The organism is Streptomyces tendae (assembly GCF_008632955.1).
Taxonomy (GTDB): domain Bacteria; phylum Actinomycetota; class Actinomycetes; order Streptomycetales; family Streptomycetaceae; genus Streptomyces.
On record NZ_CP043959.1, the window covers coordinates 4,574,950 to 4,593,174 of the forward strand.

The window sequence follows — 18,225 nt, forward strand, 5'->3', positions numbered from 1 at the left end:
CTGTTCGGGACACGGGAATCGTCGGGGCTCGACCGGGAAACGGTCAATAGAGCGATCAGAAGAAAATGAATCGTTCAAACGCTCATCTGCGGGAGCGGGTGGTCAGAGGGCGCGCGTGGAGCCGCGCACGGACAGGGAGGGCAGCAGTTCCGTCCTGCGCACCGGGGCCCGCGCGCCCGCCTCCGACTCCAGCCGCTCCAGCAGCAGTTCGGCGGCGGCCCTGCCGACCTCCGCCTTCGGCGGGGCGACGGCCGTCAGCGGTGTGGTGCCCAGGCCGGCCACCACGTCGTCGTAGGCCACGACGGAGCAGTCCTCCGGCACCCGCACCCCCTGGTCCGCCAGCCGCTGCACCAGCATCAGCGCGTCGACGTCACCGTGCAGCACGGCCGCCGTGGCGCCCGTCCTCCGCAGCACCTCGTGCGGTTCGGCCGTCTCCTGGGGGGCGTACGGGCCCTCCCGGCCGGCCTCGGGCGCGCTCAGCGCCCACGCCCACGCCTCCACCAGCGGATGCGCCTCCGCGATCCGCGCGCACGCCGAGCGCAGGGTGCGCGCGGTGGGGCTGTCGTCGCGCGTGGCGAACACGATCCGCCGGTGGCCGAGGCCCACCAGGTGCTCCACGGCCAGGTGGGCGCCGTAGGCGTGGTCGGAGCAGACCGAGTCCATGGCGTGCAGCGGGGTGCCCGGACCGGGGCGCCGCTCCATGAGCACCGCGGGCACCTCCAGCGCCGCGAGCCACGGGTGGTCGGCCTCCTCGTCTGCCAGGGTGCGCCAGCGCGGGGCCAGCAGCAGGCCCGCTGCGCCGTCCTCCAGCGCCCGCTCCACCAGCGGCCGTTCGGCACCGGATGCCTGCGGCGCGATGTGCAGGGCGATGCGCTTGCCCGCCGCCTCCAGCACCGAGCGGGCGCCGTGCAGCGACTCGTACAGGTAGCTGTGGCGCTCCGGGACGACGACGGCCACCGTGTCGCCGTCCGGCGGCCGGGGCGCGGGCAGGTCCCGGACGGCGAGCGTGGAGCGTACGACACCGTGACCGCGGCGCAGCCGGCCCTCGCGGGCCAGTTCCTCCACGTCCCGCCGCACGGTCACCACCGACACCTCGAGCTCGGCGGCGAGGTCGGTCACCCGCGCCGAGCCCCGGGACTCCACGGCAGCCAGGATCCGCTGCCTTCTGACCTCGGCCGGCTCCCGCATGAGGCCCTCCCCGCGACGGAATGTTCGTTTGAGCGATGCGGGCATCATAACGATCGCTCCGACGGGCGTCCCGGTCCCGTGCGCAGCGGGGCGGTGGGGCCGTGGCGGCGGGCGTCAGGCGTCGCGGGTGCGGATGGTCATGCCCGGGCGCCGGCGGTGGACGGTGAGGTAGGTGAGGCCGTCGTCGCCCGCGGCCAGGGAGCGGGTCGAACCGTGGGGCAGCCAGGTCAGGGTGCCGGCGGGCAGCGGGTGTTCGCCGTCCGGGGCGGTGAGGGTGCCGTGACCGGACAGGACCAGCAGCAGGACGTCGAGGTCGGGCTCGCGGTGGGTGTCCACCCGGTGGCCGGGCGGCAGACGGACGACGTTGGCGTCGAGCTGCCGGCCGGACTCCGCCAGCCGCCACAGCGCGCCGGCCGCCGCGTCGTCGACGGCCGCCAGCGCGGCCGTGTCGCAGAGGATGCGCGGCAGGGGTGTCCCGCCGTCAGGTGTGCCGGTGTGCTCCGACGTCATGGTCCGCCGCCGTCCGTCCCCGCGTCCCGGCCGCGCCGGGTGTCACGCGCTCGCTGTCGTGCCGGAACCTAGCACGCGGCCGGGGGCAGGGCCGCGAGCCAGTCCGTCAGGAGGCGGTTGGTCTCCTCGGGCCGCTCCTGCTGCAGCCAGTGGCCGCAGCCGTCGAGGATGTGGGACGACACCAGGCCGGGCAACGTGAGGGGGAAGGCCGCGATGGCGTCGGCCATCCACGTGGTGGACGCGTCGAGGCCACCGCCGATGAACAGGGACGGCTGGGTGAGCGGAACGCCGTCGTACTCCGCGAGGTCCTCCCAGTCCCGGTCCAGGTTGCGGTAGCGGGCCAGCGCCCCCCTCGTCCTGGTGCGCTCGAACTCCCCGGCGAACACGTCGAGATCGGTCTCGTCGAGCCAGGCGGGCAGCCGGCCCGTGGGGAAACGTTCGCGGAGGGTCCCGCCCGGCCCCACGAAGTACGGCGGGGGCGCGCCGGGCCCCGGCATGGTGTCGCCGGACAGGGCGGCGTAGAAGCCGGCGAGCCAGCCGCGTACGTCGGGCTCGATCTCGGCCTCGGCGCGCCCCGGCTCCTGGAAGTACGAGACGTAGAACTCCTCGTCGCCGCCCACCGAGGCGAAGACCGTGCTGGGCTTCGGACCGCCGCGCGGGGCGTACGGCACGCTGAGCATGGCCACCGCGCGGAAGACGTCGGGCCGGATCAGGGCGGCGTTCGCGGCGACGGCCGAGCCCCAGTCGTGGCCGACGACGACGGCGGTCCGCTCCCCCAGGGCGTCGACCACGGCGACGGCGTCCGCGACCAGTTCCCGCATGCGGAACGCGTCCGTGGCGGCGGGCCGGGAGGACCGGCCGTAGCCGCGGACGTCGACGGCGACCGCCCGGTAGCCGGCGGCGGCCAGGGCCGGCAGCTGGTGGCGCCAGGAGTACCAGCCCTCCGGGAAGCCGTGGACGAGCAGCACCAGCGGTCCGCTGCCCTGTTCCACCAGGTGCAGCCGGCCCGCGGGCGAGGGGACCAGACGGTGGACGGGGGGTGCCACGGGGCGGGAGGACGTGGGCTCGGGCACGGCTGCTCCAGGGTCGTTCCGGGTGCGCGGGCTCGGGGCCGGTGCGGCCCCGAGGACGTTTCCGAGCATGGTCCCCTCGGCGGAGGGACGGCGAGCGATGTTGCCGGTTCCGCAAAACGCCCGCCGTCCGGCGCCGGCCGCGACGGCGCCGGCCCTGCCCGCCGTCGGTCGCCGAAGGCCGCCGCGTTCGCCCGCAGGATTCCGCCGTCAGATCCAGCCGCGGGCGCAGGCCTCCACGCCGGCCTGGAAGCGTGTCGTCGCGTCGAGACGCGCCATCAGCGCGGCGATGCGGCGCGTCGCCGTGCGGGTGCTGAGCCCCAACTGGCGGGCGATGGCCTGGTCCTTGAGCCCGGCGCGGAGCATCGTCAGCAAGGCGACCTCCTCGCTGGTGGGTTTGCTCCTGTCCGTGTCCGGGCCGGGTGTACCGATGGGCAACGCCTTGTCCCAGTACGTTTCGTAGAGTTCGATCAGGGCGTCCAGGAGTCCCGAGGGGTGTACGACGGCGAGGTTGTCGTAGGCGCCGCCGACCAAGGGGACGAGGGCCACGCGGCGGTCGATGATGTGCAGCTTGAAGGGCAGGCTGGGCAGCATCCGGGCCTGCTCGCCCAGTTCGACCATCTCCAGCACCGTCTCGAAGCGGCCCGGACGCCCCATGGAGTCCGGGCAGTAGACCGAGCGGAGGTCCACGCCGCGGCGCGCCCAGGCGGCGGTCGTCGCCTTCTCCGCCTCGTTGGTGTGCGGGAGACCGTCGGCACGGTCGTGGTACGGCGGCCGGTCGAGGATCCATAGGTGCGAACTGACCGACTGGTTGAGCTCGTCGATCCGCTGTGCGACGACGTCGCGTCCCGACAGGACCTCCACCAGGCTGCCGGGATCGGTACGCAGCCGGCCCGCCCGGTACTCCTCCTCGAGGTCCTCGACGACCGTCCCCACCGCGGCGAACGCCGCCTCCGCCGCCAGCCGCCGCTGGTTGAGCAGGGCGGTCAGTGCGGTGCCCGGCCCGACGGGCCGGTGGCCTCCGCTGCCGTCAGGGCGCAACAGCCCCATACCGACGAGCCGGTTCACGGCCCGGCGGACACGGTCCGGGGACACGCCGGCCGTCCTGGCGTACTCCTGCGGGCGGAGGTCCGCCCTGGTGAGGAACGCGCGGTAGACGCCCTCGTCGAACTCGCAGATGCCCAGTGGCTCCAACACGTGTGCGCTCCTCGCGATGGCGTGATCCGCCAGATGTCCGAAGACGCCACAAGATTATCTGGACACCGGCCCTTCGGAAGCCGTTCACTTCTGAACCGTTGGATCCCCCGCAGCGCCCCGGACGTGGCCTCCACCCGCACCCCGTCACGCCCACGTGTCCCGTGCTGTCCGGCCTTTCCCCTTTTGGAGGACCGATCTTGGCCCCGAAGTCACGCGTGAGACCGGCCGCCCTCGTAGCGGCCTCCCTCTTCGCCCTGTCCCTGTCGTCCGTCGCTCCCGCCCACGCGGCTCCGCCGTCCGGTCCCACTCCGGTGCCGGTGAAGGACCTGCCCGCGGGCCGTTACGTCGTCACCCTCGCCGACCAACCGATAGCCGCCTACCGGGGAGGGGTCGACGGCATACCCGGCACCGCCCCCGCGCCCGGCGGCAAGGTCGACCTTGCCGACGCCGACGCCGTGCGCTACCGCACGCACCTCACCGGCGAACACCGCGCCGTCGCCGCGTCGGTGGGCGCGCGGATCGAGCGCCACTACGCGGTGGTCACCAACGGCTTCTCCGCCGACCTGTCCGCCACGCAGGCGGCCCTGCTCGCCAAGAGCCCGAGGGTGCTCTCGGTCACGCCGGACACCCTCAACAAGGTCGCCGACGACACGAACTCCCAGGACTTCCTCGGCCTGACGGGGCGACACGGCCTGTGGGAGGCCCTCGGCGGCACCAAGGCGGCCGGCCGAGGCGTCGTGATCGGCGACATCGACACCGGCGTCTGGCCGGAGAGCCGCTCCTTCGCGGCCGCTCCGCTCGGCGCCGCGCCGCCCACCGCCAAGGATCCCTACCGTCCCTACCGCAAGGGTGACGACGTCGTCATGCGGAAGGCGGACGGCGGCACCTTCACCGGGACGTGCCAGACCGGCGAGGAGTTCACCGCCCGCGCCTGCAACAGCAAGCTGGTCGGCGCCCGCTACTTCGGTGACGCCTGGCTGGACATGGTGCCGCCGGAACGCCGCGCCGACTACGTCTCCCCCCGGGACGGCGAGGGCCACGGCACCCACACGGCGTCCACCGCGGCCGGCGACAGCGGTGTCGACGTCACCGTCGAGGGACAGCGCCTCGGGAAGGTCTCCGGCGTCGCGCCCGGCGCCGCCGTCGCGGTCTACAAGGCGTTCTGGACGGGCAAGTCGCCCTCGGACTCCGGAGCCATGACCTCCGACATCGTCGCCGCGATCGACCAGGCGGTCGCCGACGGCGTCGACGTCATCAACTACTCGGCCGGCTCGATCATCGAGACCGGCCCCGACTCCCCCGTCCAGGGTGCCTTCCGCACAGCGGCGGCCGCGGGCGTCTTCGTCGCCGCCGCGGCCGGCAACGCCGGTCCGGACACCGCCTCTCTTGACAACGTTGCCCCGTGGACGACCACGGTCGCCGCCAGCACCCTGGCGCCGTACGAGGCGACCGCGCGCCTGGGCAACGGCGCCACCTACGTCGGCGGCAGCACCACCGTCCGGTCCGCGCTCGGCCCGAAGCCGCTGGTGCTGGCGGAGAAGGTGAGGAACGCCGCCACCGCCACGAGCGACGCGGCCCTGTGCAAGGACGGCACGCTCGACCCGGCGAAGGCCGCCGGCACGATCGTCGTCTGCGACCGGGGTGTCAACCCGCGGGTGGACAAGTCCCAGGAGGTCGAGCGGGCCGGCGGCGTCGGCATGATCCTGGTGAACACCAGTGACCTCGACACCAGCGGCGACCTGCACGCGGTGCCCACGGTGCACCTCAACACGCCCGACGCCACCGCCGTACGGGCCTACGCCGCCACCGCCGGAGCGCAGGCCGGTCTGGAGCCGGGCGGGAGCAGCGGGCTGCCGTACCCGCAGATCGCGCCGTTCTCCTCGCGGGGGCCGTCGACGCAGAACAACGGTGACCTGCTGAAGCCCGACATCGCCGCCCCCGGCGTGGGCATCCTCGCCGCGGTGGCACCCGCCTCCCACCACGGCCACGACTTCGACTTCGAGTCCGGCACCTCGATGGCGACCCCGCACATCGCCGGCCTCGCCGCGCTGTACCTGGCCGAGCATCCCGCGTGGTCGCCGATGGCCGTGAAGTCCGCGATGATGACGACCGCCTCCGCCACCAGGACGGCGAGCGGCGGCGAGAGCACCGACGCCTTCGCCCAGGGCGCCGGCCAGGTGCAGCCGGCCGACATGTTCGAACCGGGCCTGGTCTACGACTCCACCGAGAAGGAGTGGCTGGCCTACCTCGCGGGGCTCGGCGTCGACACCGGCACGGACGTGCAGGCGGTCGACCCCAGCGACCTCAACTACCCGTCCATCGCGATCGGCCGGATGGTCGGCTCGCAGACCGTGACCCGCACCGTCACCGCCGTGGCTCCCGGCACCTACCGGGCCTCGGTCTCCGTGCCCGGGGTGAAGGCCACCGTCAGCCCGTCCGTGCTGCACTTCGGCAAGGCCGGCCAGAAGGCCACGTTCACGGTGACCTTCCAGCTGACGACCGGGCGCTCCGGCGACACCGTCACCGGTGACCTCACCTGGCGGCACGGCCGTACCGAGGTGCGCAGCCCGATCGTGCTGACGCCGTGGAGCCTGATCGCTCCCGACAAGGTGTCCGGTCCCGCGGGGAGCGGCAGCGTCTCCTTCGAAGTGACGCCCGGCTCCACCTCGCTCACCCCGACCGCCCGCGGCCCGGTGACGGGCGCTCCGGTCCGCGGCACGGTGTCCACGGACGACCCCGAGAAGTACTTCGAGCTCACCGTGCCGGAGGGCACGGAGGCCGGGCAGTTCTTCGTGACGCCCGACAACCCGGAGGCGAAGCTCAGCATGGTCGTCATCCACGACCCCGGCGACGGGCACAACCCGTCCATCGTCGGGGACTTGGCACTGGACATGACGCGTCCGGTGGTGAGCGTGCCGACCATGAAACCCGGCACGTACCAGGTCGTGGTGATGACGCTGGGCAGTAAGCCGCAGCTGGGGGACATGACGTTCTCCCTCCAGTCGAACCTGGTCGGCCCGGCCGCCACCCCGGCGGGCGGCACCTTCACCGTGACCCCGCAGCACGCCACCACGAAGCCGGGTGTTCCGCTGACGTTGACCGCCTCGTGGCAGGGGGTCCCGTCCGACCGGCCCGCCACCGCCTACATCGCCTACCCGAACGGTGCCGGCACCCTGGTCACCATCGGCTGACCCCACCGCACATCACGGTGCCGGCCCTCCTCGTGACGAGGGGGGCCGGCACCGTTCCGCATGCGCGGTCGCCGGAGCGGCCGGGGCATCGGGGCGAGGTGGGACGCGCCGGGACACGGCGGGGCGGCGGTCCGCTGTTCCGGTGTTCCTGCGCTGTGCAATGATCCTGGCGGGCCGGGTGCGCGTGAGCCGCGGTGCCGCCGGCCGGCTCCGGCACACGAGAGGAAACGGACGGACGTGACCGCGCAGAGACCGGACGACGGCGGGGCACCGCAGGGCGGGGACGACGGCGTGCCGTCGCTGCCCGAGGACGTCTGGCAGCGGTTCCTCATGGACGACGAGCACGCCATCCGGGCCTCCGCCCCGAAGGAACCTTCCGCGCGGCAGCGGGCTTTCGGGCGCCTGCCGCAGCCGGCCCGCACCGACGACGGCACGGGGCAGCGGTACGACGCGGCGGACGCGGTAGGTGACCTGTGGCATCCGGACGACCCGGGGGAGGGCCCGTCCTGGCGGGACCTGGACGGGCGCGCCCGGATACGCCGGGTCGGCCGTGTCGTGGGCACGGCCGCCGCGATCGCCCTGGCCTTGGGCGCCTGGTCCCAGCTGTCCACCGGCGCGGGCACCCCGGCCGAGGGGCCCGGCGACACCGTGCTGCAGCAGTCGGAGGACGCCCCGGCGACCCTGCCCGCGGTGACGTCCCGGCCGGCGGGTCTCACCAGCCCGTCCGCCTCCGGGATCCAGGCGGGCTGACACACCGCCGGCCCCGGGCCGGCCACCAGGGGCACGGCGACGGGGCCGGGGTGCGCCGGTTCAGCCTCCCAGCGCGGTGAGGACCACCGACTTGGCCTCCTCCTGCACCTGGCGGAGGTGGTCGGCGCCCCGGAACGACTCCGCGTAGATCTTGTACACGTCCTCGGTGCCCGACGGCCGGGCGGCGAACCAGGCGTTCTCCGTGCTCACCTTGATGCCGCCGATGGACGCGCCGTTGCCCGGTGCCTCGGTGAGCACGCCGGTGACCGCCTCCCCCGCCAGGGTGTCCGCGGTGACCTGGGCCGGCGAGAGCTTCGCGAGGCGCGCCTTCTCCTCGCGGGTCGCCGGGGCGTCGATGCGCTCGTAGGCGGGCTCGCCGAAGCGTGCGGTCAGTGCGGCGTAGTGCTGGGAGGGCGTCTTCCCGGTGACCGCGGTGATCTCGGAGGCGAGCAGCGCCAGGATGATGCCGTCCTTGTCGGTGGTCCACACCGAGCCGTCGCGGCGCAGGAAGGACGCCCCGGCCGACTCCTCGCCGCCGAAGCCGAGGGTGCCGTCGACCAGACCGTCCACGAACCACTTGAAGCCGACCGGCACTTCGACCAGGTCGCGCTTCAGGTCGGCGGCGACCCGGTCGATCATCGCGGAGGACACCAGGGTCTTGCCGACGCCGGCGCCGGACGGCCACCGCTCGCGGTGCGCGTACAGGTAGCCGATGGCGACGGCCAGGTAGTGGTTGGGGTTCATCAGGCCGGCGTCCGGGGTGACGATGCCGTGCCGGTCGGCGTCGGCGTCGTTGCCGGTCGCGATGTCGAAGCGGTCGCGCTGCCCGATGAGGGACGCCATGGCGTACGGCGAGGAGCAGTCCATGCGGATCTTGCCGTCCCAGTCCAGCGTCATGAACCGCCAGGTGGGGTCGGTGAGCGGGTTCACCACCGTGAGGTCCAGGCGGTGCTGCTCGGCGATCCGGCCCCAGTAGGCGACGGACGCCCCGCCCAGCGGGTCGGCGCCGATGCGGACGCCGGCGGCGCGGATCGCGTCCAGGTCCAGCACGTTCGGCAGGTCCGCGACGTAGGTGCCGAGGAAGTCGTACCGGCCGGTCCCGGGCGCGGCGAGGGCGCGGGCGTACGGGATGCGGCGGACGTCCTTGAGGCCGCCCCGGATGATCTCGTTGGCCCGCTCCTGGATCCAGCCGGTCGCGTCCGAGCCCGCGGGGCCGCCGCTGGGCGGGTTGTACTTGAAGCCCCCGTCGGCGGGCGGGTTGTGGGAGGGGGTGACGACGACGCCGTCGGCGAGTCCCGTGCCGCGGCCCCGGTTGTGGCTGAGTACGGCGTGCGAGACGGCCGGGGTGGGCGTGTAGCCGTCGGCGTCGTCGATCAGCACCGTCACCCCGTTGGCCGCGAACACCTCCAGGGCGGTGACCCGGGCCGGTTCGGACAGGGCGTGGGTGTCCGCGCCGAGGAAGAGCGGCCCGTCGGTGCCCTGTTCGGCGCGGTACTCGCAGATGGCCTGGCTGGTCGCGGCGATGTGGTCCTCGTTGAACGCGGCCGCCAGCGACGAGCCGCGGTGCCCCGAGGTTCCGAACGTGACGCGCTGCCCCGGGTCGTCCAGGTCGGGGTGGAGCGCGTAGTACGCCGTGACCAGCCGAGCGACGTCGACGAGGTCCTCGGGGCCGGCCGGACCGCCCGCTCGCTCGTGCTGCATGTGCCCACTCCTCCGCAAAGGTCGGTTCTTACGCTTGCGGAGACATCTTTCCCCGCCGGAGCGTCGCCGCGCGAGTGGGCTCGGTCCGCTCCGGCCCCCGTGGTGTCAGATACGGCCGCCGGTCATCCGGGTCAGCGGACCGTGGGTGTGACGTTCCGCACGGCGGCCCACCGCGTAGGAGGCGGCGGTCAGCGCGGTCAGTCCGGCGGCCGCGCCGGCGGCGACGAGGCGGCGGTTGGCGACGACCGTCCAGGCGGTCTTGGCGCCCGCGGCGACCTGTCCGGTGGCGCTGACGACGGCGCGGCGGCCGGCCTCCACGCCCTTGGCGGCGGACTGTGCGGCGCCGTTCGCCACCCGAGCCGCGCGCTCGGTGCCGGATGCGGCCGCCGACGCGGCGTCACCCGCCTTGTTCGCCACGCCGTTGGCGGTGCTCTTCGCGGGCTCGGTCGCCTTGTCGGTGGCCGACTTGGCCTTGGACGCCGTGGACGCGGCGGTCGAGGTCTTCCGGTTGGCATTCTTGTTCTGTTCGGTCATGGACACCGGTTTGCCGCTGACTCCTCCGGCAAACACATCCGTGACACAGCGGGGTCCGCGAGCGCGGTTGCGTCAACGGAGGGGACCGGAGCGGGGCTTGGCGACGAGCGCCGTCGGACTCCGGGCGTGTCGACGGGGACGCCCGGCGTCGGGTGCCCCGCCCGCCGGTCCGCGTCCGGCCACGCCCGGCACCCTCTCACGCGCCCGGGACCGAGCTCCCGCGCGCGCCGGGCGCCTCCCGCCGTGAGGCCCCGGCACGCCCGCCGCCACCCACCGTGGGCCCCGGGGCCTGCCGCACGCGCGCCGTGTTCCGACGCCCCCCTTGCCCGCGCGGACCGGAGGGCACCGCCGGCGTGCACGACGGCGCCGTACGCGGCGGGACCTCCGGGGCGCCGCCGGGCGTGTCGTCGGACACGCCGTGGGGCACGTCGCCGGGCGCGCCGCCGGCGGCGGAGGAGGGCGTCGACGCGGAGCGTCGGCAACCGACGACAACGCCGCAGATGCGCGTGCCGGACCACGCGACGCCGGGACGGCTGGAGCGGCCGACCGCCCCGCCGGGCCGAACTCCGGTCCCGCGACGGCCGCTTGCGGCGGAGCTCCGAGCCGGTTCGCCTCGGCGGGCGACGAACCCGCCTCCCGCAGCCGGCCGGCCCCGACCCGCTCCCGAGGATCCCCCGTCCGCCTGCCGACACCCCTGCCCCTCAGCAGCGCCCCCCCCAGCGCCCCTCCCCGCCGGGTCCTGCCCGCGCCGTCCAGCGCCCCCAGCAGCGCGCCCCGCTCCGCCTCTCCCCCGCCCGGCCCCACGCGCACCCGGCGCAACCTCCGTCGCCCTGGTGCCGTCGCGTCCGGCAGCCGGCAGCGAATCACCGCCCCGGCCCAGGGCTGTACCCGCCCCCAGCGGGTAGGTGGAGAGCGGCGAGTACACCGCCGACGCCCAGCGAGAGGAGCAACCATGCCCGGCATGGTGGAGCGCATCAAACAGTTCGCCCGAAGCCCCCAGGGACGCCGCACGGCCGAGCAGGTGCGGCGGGCCGCGTCCGACCCCCGCCGGCGGGCGCAGGCCCAGCGGCTGCTGGGACGGCTGCGCGGCGGCCGGCGCTGAGCCGTCCCCCTGCCCGAGCGGTCCGGGACACACCCGTCCGGACCGCCGGCCGTAGATCCGAGAGGACTCCATGAACGAACAGTCGGTGCGCACCGTGGGCTGGGCCCGCTCCCTGCCGATGGGCCAGGGGGTGAAGGCGGCCCGTGACTGGGCGCAGGAACACCTCAATTCCCTGGGATGGGACGAGACCGCGCCCGACACGGCCCACGCCGTGCTGCTCACCGTGTCGGAACTGGTCACCAACGCGCATGTGCACGCCCGTACGGACGCGCAGTTGGTCATGTCGTGGGACACCCGTTGCCTGCACATCTCGGTGCACGACGGCTCCACCGCGCTGCCGACGCCCCGGGAACCGGATGACGAACGGGTCGGCGGACGCGGCATGTTCCTCGTCGACGTCCTCGCCGACACGTGGGAGGCCCGCCCCTGCCCGCACGGGAAGACGGTCACCGCCTGCTTCCGCGCTCCGCAGGACGCCACCGCCGTGTGATCAACCCCGCCGCGGGGAGCGGAGCCGGCCCGGCCTACGATCGGTCGGGCCGACCCCCGCAAGGAGCCCCGCCCGGTGACCGCCGTACTGCCCCCGCACGCCACGACCCCCGCTCTGCCGGCCCCGCGCCTCCTGACCCGCACCGAGGACGGTGAGCTGCTGCACGCGCTGCTGTGGACCGCGGGGCCCGGGCGGCGCACGATCAGCAGCGCGGTGCTGGGCGGCGGCATCGGCGAGCGGGACTGGATCCTCAACGCCCAGGTCGCGCACGGTTACCGGCGCACCGACCCCGAACGGCACCTGGCCTGCCTCGCCGCCACGGCGGGGGTGCGGGGTGACGGGGTGGGGCTGATGACGGCGGCCGACGTGTCCGCGTACGCGCACGCGGACGACGGCGGCGTGGGGGCGTTCGTCACAGCGGGGGTGGACGTGCGCGGCTGGGCCGCCCGGCCCGGGGAGGGTGCCGCGGGCGTGCAGGACCCGGGCACGATCAACGTGGTGGTGGCCGTACCGGCCGCGCTGACCGACGCGGCCCTGGTGAACGCGGTGGCCACCGCCACGGAGGCCAAGGTCCAGGCGCTGGTGGAGAGCGGGTACGACTGCTCCGGCACGCCCACCGACGCGGTGTGCGTGGTCGCCGACGCCCCGGGCCCGCACCGGGAGGCATACGCCTTCGCGGGGCCCCGGTCGCTGTGGGGGGCGCGGCTGGCGCGCGCCGTGCACCGGGCCGTGCGGCAGGCCGTGCTCACCGCCGGCCGGGACGGCCCCACCGTCCGTGGCCAGGCATGAAACACCTGTTCGGGGGTACCCCGCGTCCCATGGACTTCCTCGCCGACCAGGCAGGTTGCCTCGCGCGTACGGATGGGGAACCGTTGCCGCCGTACCTGCTCACGCCGACGAGAGAGGGGGTGGGTGCGCGGCGCGCACCTCGTTCGTGATTTCCTCCCCCGGTTCCAGCGCCGATCCGTGCGGCATACCGCGCGACGGGTCCACTCCGACGTGGGACGACGCGCCCTGCCCTGTTCTGGTGCTGGACACACGCGGCCGGCTCGTCGGCCGCAACCGCGCCGCGCGCCGCCTCACCGCGGCCTCCCCCACCACCGGTCTCCCGCCGTCGTGGCTGGCGGACGCGCACCGGCGCCATGTCGCCGGCACCTCGGACCCGGCGGCGGCCACGCCGACCGGGACCTTCGGCGACCGCGCCTACGAGGCCCGGCCCTCCCCCACCGACGACGGTGCGGTGGCCTGGTGGCTGTTCGACCGCACCGACCTCGTACGGGCCGAGACCGCCGCGCGGGAGACCCGTAGGCGGGCCGACGCCACCTCCGACCTCTTCAGCACCCTCCTGTCCTCCCTGAACGTGCCGCGCTGCGCGGAGGTCGCCGCCCGCATGGCGGCCGACCACCTCGCCGAGGCCGCCGTACTGATCACCCCGCCGACCGGCCACCGGTACGCCGTCACCCACGCCCTGCGCGGGCGGCGGGTGGTGCAGGAGACCCGGCAGATCGACCCACTCTCCGTCCCCGGCCTGGACGAGGCCCTGCGCGGTTTCCCGCCGGTGCCGGCCCGCTGGATCAACCCGGCCGCCATACCGGACTGGGCGGTCCCCGACGGCTTCTCCGGACCGCTCGGTTCCGTGCTCGTCACCCCGCTGCCCGGGCACGGGGTCCCCGCCGGCGCGCTGGTCCTGCTGCGGTCGCACACCGAGAAGGGGTTCACGACCGAGGAGGAGGCGTTCGCCCGGCTGTTCGCCTCACGCGCGGGCACCGCCCTGTCGGCCGCCCGCCTGTACGGCGAGCAGACCGCCATCACCGGCACCCTCATGCGGGAGCTGCTGCCGCCGCCGCTGAGCCGCGTGCACGGCGTCGACTACGCGGGCCGCTACCGCACCGCCATGGACCACGAACGGGTCGGCGGCGACTTCTACGACGTCCACCCAGGGCCCGACGCCTCCGCCGAGACCTTCGTGGCGCTCGGTGACGTGGCCGGCAAGGGACTGGACGCGGCGGTGCTCACCGGGAAGATCCGCAACACGCTGCACGCGCTGCAGCCGCTCGCCTCCGACCACCTCCGGGTGCTGCGCATGCTCAACGGCGCCCTGCTCACCTCCCACCACGCCCGGTTCGCCACGCTGGTGCTGGCCTCCGTGCAGCGCCAGGAGGGCTCCGTACGGCTGCGGCTGACCGGCGCCGGGCACCTCCCGCCGCTCGTGGTGCGCACCGACGGCCGGGTCGAGGAGGTACCCACACAGGGCACCCTCGTGGGCGCGCTGCCCGAGGTGACCGCCCGGACCGTGGAGACCGTCCTCGCGCCGGGCGACATCTGCCTGCTCTACACCGACGGCATCACCGAGGCCCGCGGCGGACCGCTGGGCGGCGAGCTGTTCGGTGAGGAGCGCCTGCGGCAGGCCCTCGCGGGGTGCGGAGGCATGCCGGGCGAGGCCATGGTGGAACACGTACAGATGCTGGCGGCGCAGTGGCTGGAGCCGGGAAGCCGCCACGACGACATGGCCGTCGTCGCCATCGGCGCCCCGCGCACGGGTCGCGCCACGGACGACGACGCGACCGCTGCGGACGCACGAACGGGGAGGAACGGATGAGCGGCCCGCGGGCCTCGGCCACCGAGCCGGCCGAGGCGCTGTGGCGGGCGGTGATCGACGGCGACGAGTACGACGCCGTCGACGTGGTGCGCGCCGCCCTGGCCGACGGCTGGCACGAGGAGGACCTGCTGCTCGACGTGGTCGCGGCCGTGCAGGCGAGGATCGGCGTCGAGTGGGCCGCCGACCGGATCACCGTCGCGCAGGAGCACGCGGCCACGGCGATCAACGAGCGGGTGATCACCGCGCTGGCGCACCATCCGGCGAGCACCCGCCCCACCGTGCGGCGGGGCCGGGTGACGGTCAGCTGCGTGGACGGCGAGTGGCACGCGTTCCCCGCCCGGCTGGTCGCCGAGACGCTGCGGCTGCGGGGCTGGCAGGTCGACTACCTCGGCGCCCAGACGCCGACGCCCCATCTGGTCGCGCACCAGCACCACACCAACTCCGACGCCGTGCTGCTCTCCGGGTCCATCCCGACCCACCTGCCGCGGGCGCACACCGCGATCACCGCCTGCCGGTCCGTCGGCGTGCCGGTGGTCGCCGGGGGCCGGGCGTTCGGCGTGGACGGGCGGTACGCACGTGCCCTGGGCGCCGACGCGTGGGCCCCGGACGCGCGGGGCGCGGCGGCGGTGCTGGAGGCGGGCCTGGCACGGCCGACGGGGGCCCGGCAGGCCATCGACGACCTGCCGCACCTGGCCGACCAGGAGTACAGCATGGTCGCCCAGTCGCGCGGCCGGCTGGTCAAGGAGACGCTGACCGAGCTGGAGCGCCGGTTCCCCCCGATGCGGGAGTACGACGAGACCCAGCGGGAGCGGACGGCGGAGGACCTGGCGCACGTCGTCGACTTCCTGGCCACCGCCCTCTACGTGGACGACGTGGAGGTGTTCACCGACTTCCTCGGCTGGACGGCGGACGTGCTGTCGGCCCGCAGCGTCCCGCCCCACTCGCTGGTGACCGGCCTGGACATCATCGGCGAGCACCTGCACGACTTCCCGCGCGCGCTGTCCATCGTCCGCGCCGGTGCGGCGCACCTCACCGGCAGAACGGACCCGGCGGTCACCGACACGGTGGTCTGAGCGAGCCTGGCCGGCCCCGGACCGGCCCGAGGCGGAGCACCGGGCCGCCGGGCCCGACCCGCAGGGGCGGTGGCAGGGTCCGGCACACCACCGTCCGCCACGCTCCGACGTCCCGCCCACGCGGCCACCGCGCCCGGATACGGCGCTACGACCGCGGCAGCCTCACGGTGACCCCTCGCACACCGGCCCCACGGGCACGCACGCCTCGCCCACCGGGCCCGCCGCGTCTCCCCGGCCGGGCCGCACACCCGCGACGGTGCGCGCACACCGTTCCCCGGCCCGCCACCACAGCGGCCGGCCCTTCGCCGGGCCGCGCCACGACCGCGGTGACGGCCGAAGCGCCGGACCCGGCCACGGGGCACACCCGACCTCGGCGCCGCCAGGTGGCCGGGGCGCGCCGTGACCGCGGCAGGACCCTCGCCCGGCCACGGGCACGCACGCCCTCGCCGCACGGGCGGCCCGGTCACGGGGTGCGCGTGGCCGGGGCCGTCGCCTGGTCAGGCTCCGTGCGGCGCGCTGCGGCGTCCCAGCGCCGCCGCCAGGCCCCGTAGGGGTGCGCTGCGGCCGCGGTCGGGGACCGTCCAGAGGGTCTGGCCGCGTACGCCCCAGCGTTCCAGCAAGGCGTTCGCCGCCAGGAATCCGGTGGTCGCCGCGCGTTCCATGAGGGCGACGGGCAGCGAGGTGCGGATCAGGTCGCCGGCCATCACCACCCCCGGGTCGGGGGTGCGGACCGTCGGCCGGTCCTCGTAGCCGCCCACCGGGAACAGCGGGCAGTCGGCGGCCCATTCGTGGCGGGCGTCGACGATGCCGGCCCGGCGGGTCTCGGGGTAGACCCGGTGCAACTGGTCCAGCAGCCGCTTCTGTTCGACCTCCGGGGCGGAGCCGGCGGGCAGGGCGTAGGCGTGCAGCTCGACCACGGAGCCGCCGGTGCGGGACGCCCACCGGGCCGCCTCGTCCTCGTAGCGCTCCAGGACGGTGACGTTGTCGAGGGTGCCGTAGCCGCTGGTGCCGAGGAAGCCGGGGCGGTCGGAGGCGACCGGCCGGTCCAGCCAGAGCCGGGAGACCAGGAAGGGCGGGGCGTTGCGCAGGCGGGCGACGCGCTCCCGCCACGGCGCGTCGCCGAGCCGCTCGGAACGCTCCACGAGGCCGCGCAGCCCCGCGGCGTCCAAAGCGAGCACCACCGTGTCGTGGCGCCGCTCGTCCCGGGCGGTGGTGACGACGTGTCCGCCGTCCGCGAGGGGCTCGACGTGTTCGACGGGGGTGGCGGTCCGCAGCTCGGCGCCGTGCCGTCCGAGGAGCGCGGCGAGGGGTTCCCACAGGGCGGCGGGGAAGGGCGCGCCGGGCACGTCGAACAGCAGGCCCTCGGAGGAGCCGAGGAAGTAGATGTGGAACATCAGCGCCATCTCGGCCGCCGACAGCAGCTTCGGGTCCGCGAAGAAGCTGCGCGAGAACACCTCGAACGCAAGATGCCGCGCGCCGCGCGGAAAGCGCACCGCGTCGAGGAGGTCGTGCGCGCTGACCGGGTCCAGACGGTCGTACACGTCGGGCACACGGACGTCGAGCAGGGGCAGCGCGGCCGCCGCGTTCATCCGGGGCAGCTCGCGCAGCGGGAAGGACGGGCTGAGCGCGGCGAATCCGAGCGCGCTCCACGGCGGGGTGCGCGGCACGTGCCGGAAGCTGTCGTGCATGCCGTCGCTGTGCCGCAGCGGGTAGTCCGGCAGCGGCGTGAGGCGTTCCAGGGCGGGGTCGGTACGGCGCAACAGTCCGCGCAGGTTGTAGTACTGGCGGAAGAAGGCGTGGAAGCCGCGGCTCATCGTCGCGGGCGTGCCGTCCTCGAGGTCGACCGGCCAGCCGCCGACGCGCCCGCCCAGGTAGGGGCGGCTCTCGTACAGGGTGACGGCGACGCCCCGTTCGGCGAGGGCGGTGGCGGCGGCCAGTCCGGCGATGCCGCCGCCGACGACGGCGGTGCTGGGCCGGCGGTCGCCGTCGACGCGTGGCGCGCCGGGCGGTGCCACGAGCACCCGGGCGCGGCGGTCGCGTCCTCGGCGGGCGGCGGCGGGACGGGACGGCCGGGTCATCGCGCGGCCTCCGCGGTGCGGGGACGGCGCCCGGTGAAGGTGTGGGTGATGCCGGTCTGCCAGCCGGGCAGCGGCAGACGGCGCACGTTGTCGAACCCCGCCGTCCGCATCCGGTCCGCGAAGCGGTCGGCGGTGTCGAAGTCGACGACGCTGCGCCACAGATGACGGTACAGGTCGCCGTCGCCGAGCAGGGTGGCCACGGGCTGGACGACGCCCCGGCACACCAGGGTCCACACGGCGCGGTCGCTCCGGCGCCCGCCGAGGGTGTACTCGTGCACCGCCAGCCGTCCGCCGGGCGCGAGCAGCCCGCGCACGGTGCGCAGCACGGCGTCGGGGTCGGTGACGTTGCGGAAGAGGTAGGCGGCAAGAACCGCGTCGAAGGGGCCGGTCACGCCGGCCTCCGCGAGCCGCTCGGCGGGTACGTGGGTGAACGTGACGTTCGGCGGCCAGGTCTTGGCGGCGGCCCGCTCCAGCATGCCCGCGGAGGCGTCGACGGCGGTGATGTCCGCGCCCGGCAGCACCTCGGCGAGCGCTGCGGTGGAGGCGCCGGTGCCGCAGCCGAGGTCGAGCACGCGCAGGCCGTCGCCGCCGCGGGGCAGTCCGAGCCGCCGTGCGGAGCGGCGCAGGTGGGCGTGGTAGCCGGGGTTGGCGGCAACCAGGGTGTCGTACCTGCGGGCGGCGTGGTCGAAGGCGGCGGCGAGGTGCTCGTCGCGCAGCAGGGTCATGGGTTCTCCGGGGTGGC

General features: G+C 75.1%; 15 protein-coding genes. 7 read left to right on the top strand and 8 right to left on the bottom strand.

Annotated elements, in window-relative coordinates; translation table 11 throughout:
* Nucleotides 1–102: 102 nt before the first annotated feature.
* From F3L20_RS21015 to F3L20_RS21030, 4 genes are all read right to left on the bottom strand, one after another.
* Nucleotides 103–1,188: a substrate-binding domain-containing protein gene (locus F3L20_RS21015; protein WP_150155682.1), complete on the bottom strand. Its 1,086-nt coding sequence runs from the start codon at nt 1,186–1,188 to the stop codon at nt 103–105.
* 114 nt (nt 1,189–1,302) lie between these two features.
* Nucleotides 1,303–1,698 (bottom strand): AraC family ligand binding domain-containing protein, encoded by a 396-nt coding sequence (locus tag F3L20_RS21020; protein ID WP_150155683.1) that lies wholly within the window; start codon nt 1,696–1,698, stop codon nt 1,303–1,305.
* A gap of 68 nt (nt 1,699–1,766) precedes the next feature.
* Entirely contained in the window at nt 1,767–2,771 is a 1,005-nt protein-coding gene (locus F3L20_RS21025) for an alpha/beta fold hydrolase (protein WP_240810727.1), read from the bottom strand.
* Between the two features lie 207 nt (nt 2,772–2,978).
* Nucleotides 2,979–3,965 carry a LuxR C-terminal-related transcriptional regulator gene (locus F3L20_RS21030; protein WP_150155685.1) on the bottom strand — a complete coding sequence of 329 codons (987 nt, stop codon included), beginning with the start codon at nt 3,963–3,965 and terminating at the stop codon, nt 2,979–2,981.
* 215 nt (nt 3,966–4,180) lie between these two features.
* Here F3L20_RS21030 and F3L20_RS21035 point away from each other — a divergent pair, with 215 nt between their 5' ends.
* Both F3L20_RS21035 and F3L20_RS21040 read left to right on the top strand, forming a co-directional pair.
* The gene (locus F3L20_RS21035; protein WP_240810728.1) at nt 4,181–7,156 is read left to right on the top strand and encodes a S8 family serine peptidase; all 2,976 of its coding nucleotides are present in this window, start codon (nt 4,181–4,183) and stop codon (nt 7,154–7,156) included.
* 237 nt (nt 7,157–7,393) lie between these two features.
* Nucleotides 7,394–7,906 carry a hypothetical protein gene (locus tag F3L20_RS21040; RefSeq protein WP_150155687.1) on the top strand — a complete coding sequence of 171 codons (513 nt, stop codon included), beginning with the start codon at nt 7,394–7,396 and terminating at the stop codon, nt 7,904–7,906.
* Between the two features lie 60 nt (nt 7,907–7,966).
* On the opposite strand, the gene pgm is transcribed toward F3L20_RS21040, so the two are convergent.
* Together pgm and F3L20_RS21050 are read right to left on the bottom strand one after the other, a co-directional pair.
* On the bottom strand, nt 7,967–9,607 hold the full coding sequence (pgm, locus tag F3L20_RS21045; RefSeq protein WP_150155688.1) for a phosphoglucomutase (alpha-D-glucose-1,6-bisphosphate-dependent): 1,641 nt from the start codon (nt 9,605–9,607) through the stop codon (nt 7,967–7,969).
* 105 nt (nt 9,608–9,712) lie between these two features.
* A complete protein-coding gene (locus F3L20_RS21050; protein WP_145828409.1) occupies nt 9,713–10,141 on the bottom strand; it encodes a hypothetical protein in 429 nt (142 codons plus the stop codon).
* 952 nt (nt 10,142–11,093) lie between these two features.
* On the opposite strand from F3L20_RS21050, the gene F3L20_RS34060 reads away from it, so the two are divergent.
* The 5 genes from F3L20_RS34060 to F3L20_RS21070 all read left to right on the top strand — a co-directional run bounded on the left by F3L20_RS34060 (nt 11,094) and on the right by F3L20_RS21070 (nt 15,405).
* Nucleotides 11,094–11,243 carry a hypothetical protein gene (locus F3L20_RS34060; protein ID WP_106967106.1) on the top strand — a complete coding sequence of 50 codons (150 nt, stop codon included), beginning with the start codon at nt 11,094–11,096 and terminating at the stop codon, nt 11,241–11,243.
* A gap of 70 nt (nt 11,244–11,313) precedes the next feature.
* The gene (locus F3L20_RS21055) at nt 11,314–11,733 is read left to right on the top strand and encodes an ATP-binding protein (RefSeq protein ID WP_150155689.1); all 420 of its coding nucleotides are present in this window, start codon (nt 11,314–11,316) and stop codon (nt 11,731–11,733) included.
* Between the two features lie 75 nt (nt 11,734–11,808).
* The gene (locus F3L20_RS21060) at nt 11,809–12,522 is read left to right on the top strand and encodes an adenosylcobinamide amidohydrolase (protein ID WP_150155690.1); all 714 of its coding nucleotides are present in this window, start codon (nt 11,809–11,811) and stop codon (nt 12,520–12,522) included.
* Between the two features lie 238 nt (nt 12,523–12,760).
* Nucleotides 12,761–14,332, top strand: a complete 1,572-nt coding sequence (locus tag F3L20_RS21065; RefSeq protein ID WP_150155691.1) for a PP2C family protein-serine/threonine phosphatase — start codon at nt 12,761–12,763, stop codon at nt 14,330–14,332.
* Entirely contained in the window at nt 14,329–15,405 is a 1,077-nt protein-coding gene (locus F3L20_RS21070; protein WP_150155692.1) for a cobalamin B12-binding domain-containing protein, read from the top strand. Before F3L20_RS21065 ends, F3L20_RS21070 begins: the two co-directional genes overlap by 4 nt.
* A gap of 497 nt (nt 15,406–15,902) precedes the next feature.
* Here the strand turns inward: F3L20_RS21070 and F3L20_RS21075 are convergent, their stop codons facing one another.
* Nucleotides 15,903–17,483: an FAD-dependent oxidoreductase gene (locus F3L20_RS21075; RefSeq protein WP_150155693.1), complete on the bottom strand. Its 1,581-nt coding sequence runs from the start codon at nt 17,481–17,483 to the stop codon at nt 15,903–15,905.
* A complete protein-coding gene (locus F3L20_RS21080) occupies nt 17,480–18,208 on the bottom strand; it encodes a class I SAM-dependent methyltransferase (protein ID WP_150155694.1) in 729 nt (242 codons plus the stop codon). The genes F3L20_RS21075 and F3L20_RS21080 overlap by 4 nt, the downstream gene beginning before the upstream one ends.
* Nucleotides 18,209–18,225 lie beyond the last annotated feature (17 nt).

Excerpts from the sequence above, each read along its gene's own strand:
- F3L20_RS21015 (WP_150155682.1), bottom strand. The coding sequence starts at position 1,188 with ATGCGGGAGCCGGCCGAGGTCAGAAGGCAGCGGATCCTGGCTGCCGTG.
- F3L20_RS21020 (WP_150155683.1), bottom strand. The coding sequence starts at position 1,698 with ATGACGTCGGAGCACACCGGCACACCTGACGGCGGGACACCCCTGCCG.
- pgm (WP_150155688.1), bottom strand. The coding sequence starts at position 9,607 with ATGCAGCACGAGCGAGCGGGCGGTCCGGCCGGCCCCGAGGACCTCGTC.
- F3L20_RS21050 (WP_145828409.1), bottom strand. The coding sequence starts at position 10,141 with ATGACCGAACAGAACAAGAATGCCAACCGGAAGACCTCGACCGCCGCG.
- F3L20_RS34060 (WP_106967106.1), top strand. The coding sequence starts at position 11,094 with ATGCCCGGCATGGTGGAGCGCATCAAACAGTTCGCCCGAAGCCCCCAG.
- F3L20_RS21055 (WP_150155689.1), top strand. The coding sequence starts at position 11,314 with ATGAACGAACAGTCGGTGCGCACCGTGGGCTGGGCCCGCTCCCTGCCG.
- F3L20_RS21070 (WP_150155692.1), top strand. The coding sequence starts at position 14,329 with ATGAGCGGCCCGCGGGCCTCGGCCACCGAGCCGGCCGAGGCGCTGTGG.
- F3L20_RS21075 (WP_150155693.1), bottom strand. The coding sequence starts at position 17,483 with ATGACCCGGCCGTCCCGTCCCGCCGCCGCCCGCCGAGGACGCGACCGC.
- F3L20_RS21080 (WP_150155694.1), bottom strand. The coding sequence starts at position 18,208 with ATGACCCTGCTGCGCGACGAGCACCTCGCCGCCGCCTTCGACCACGCC.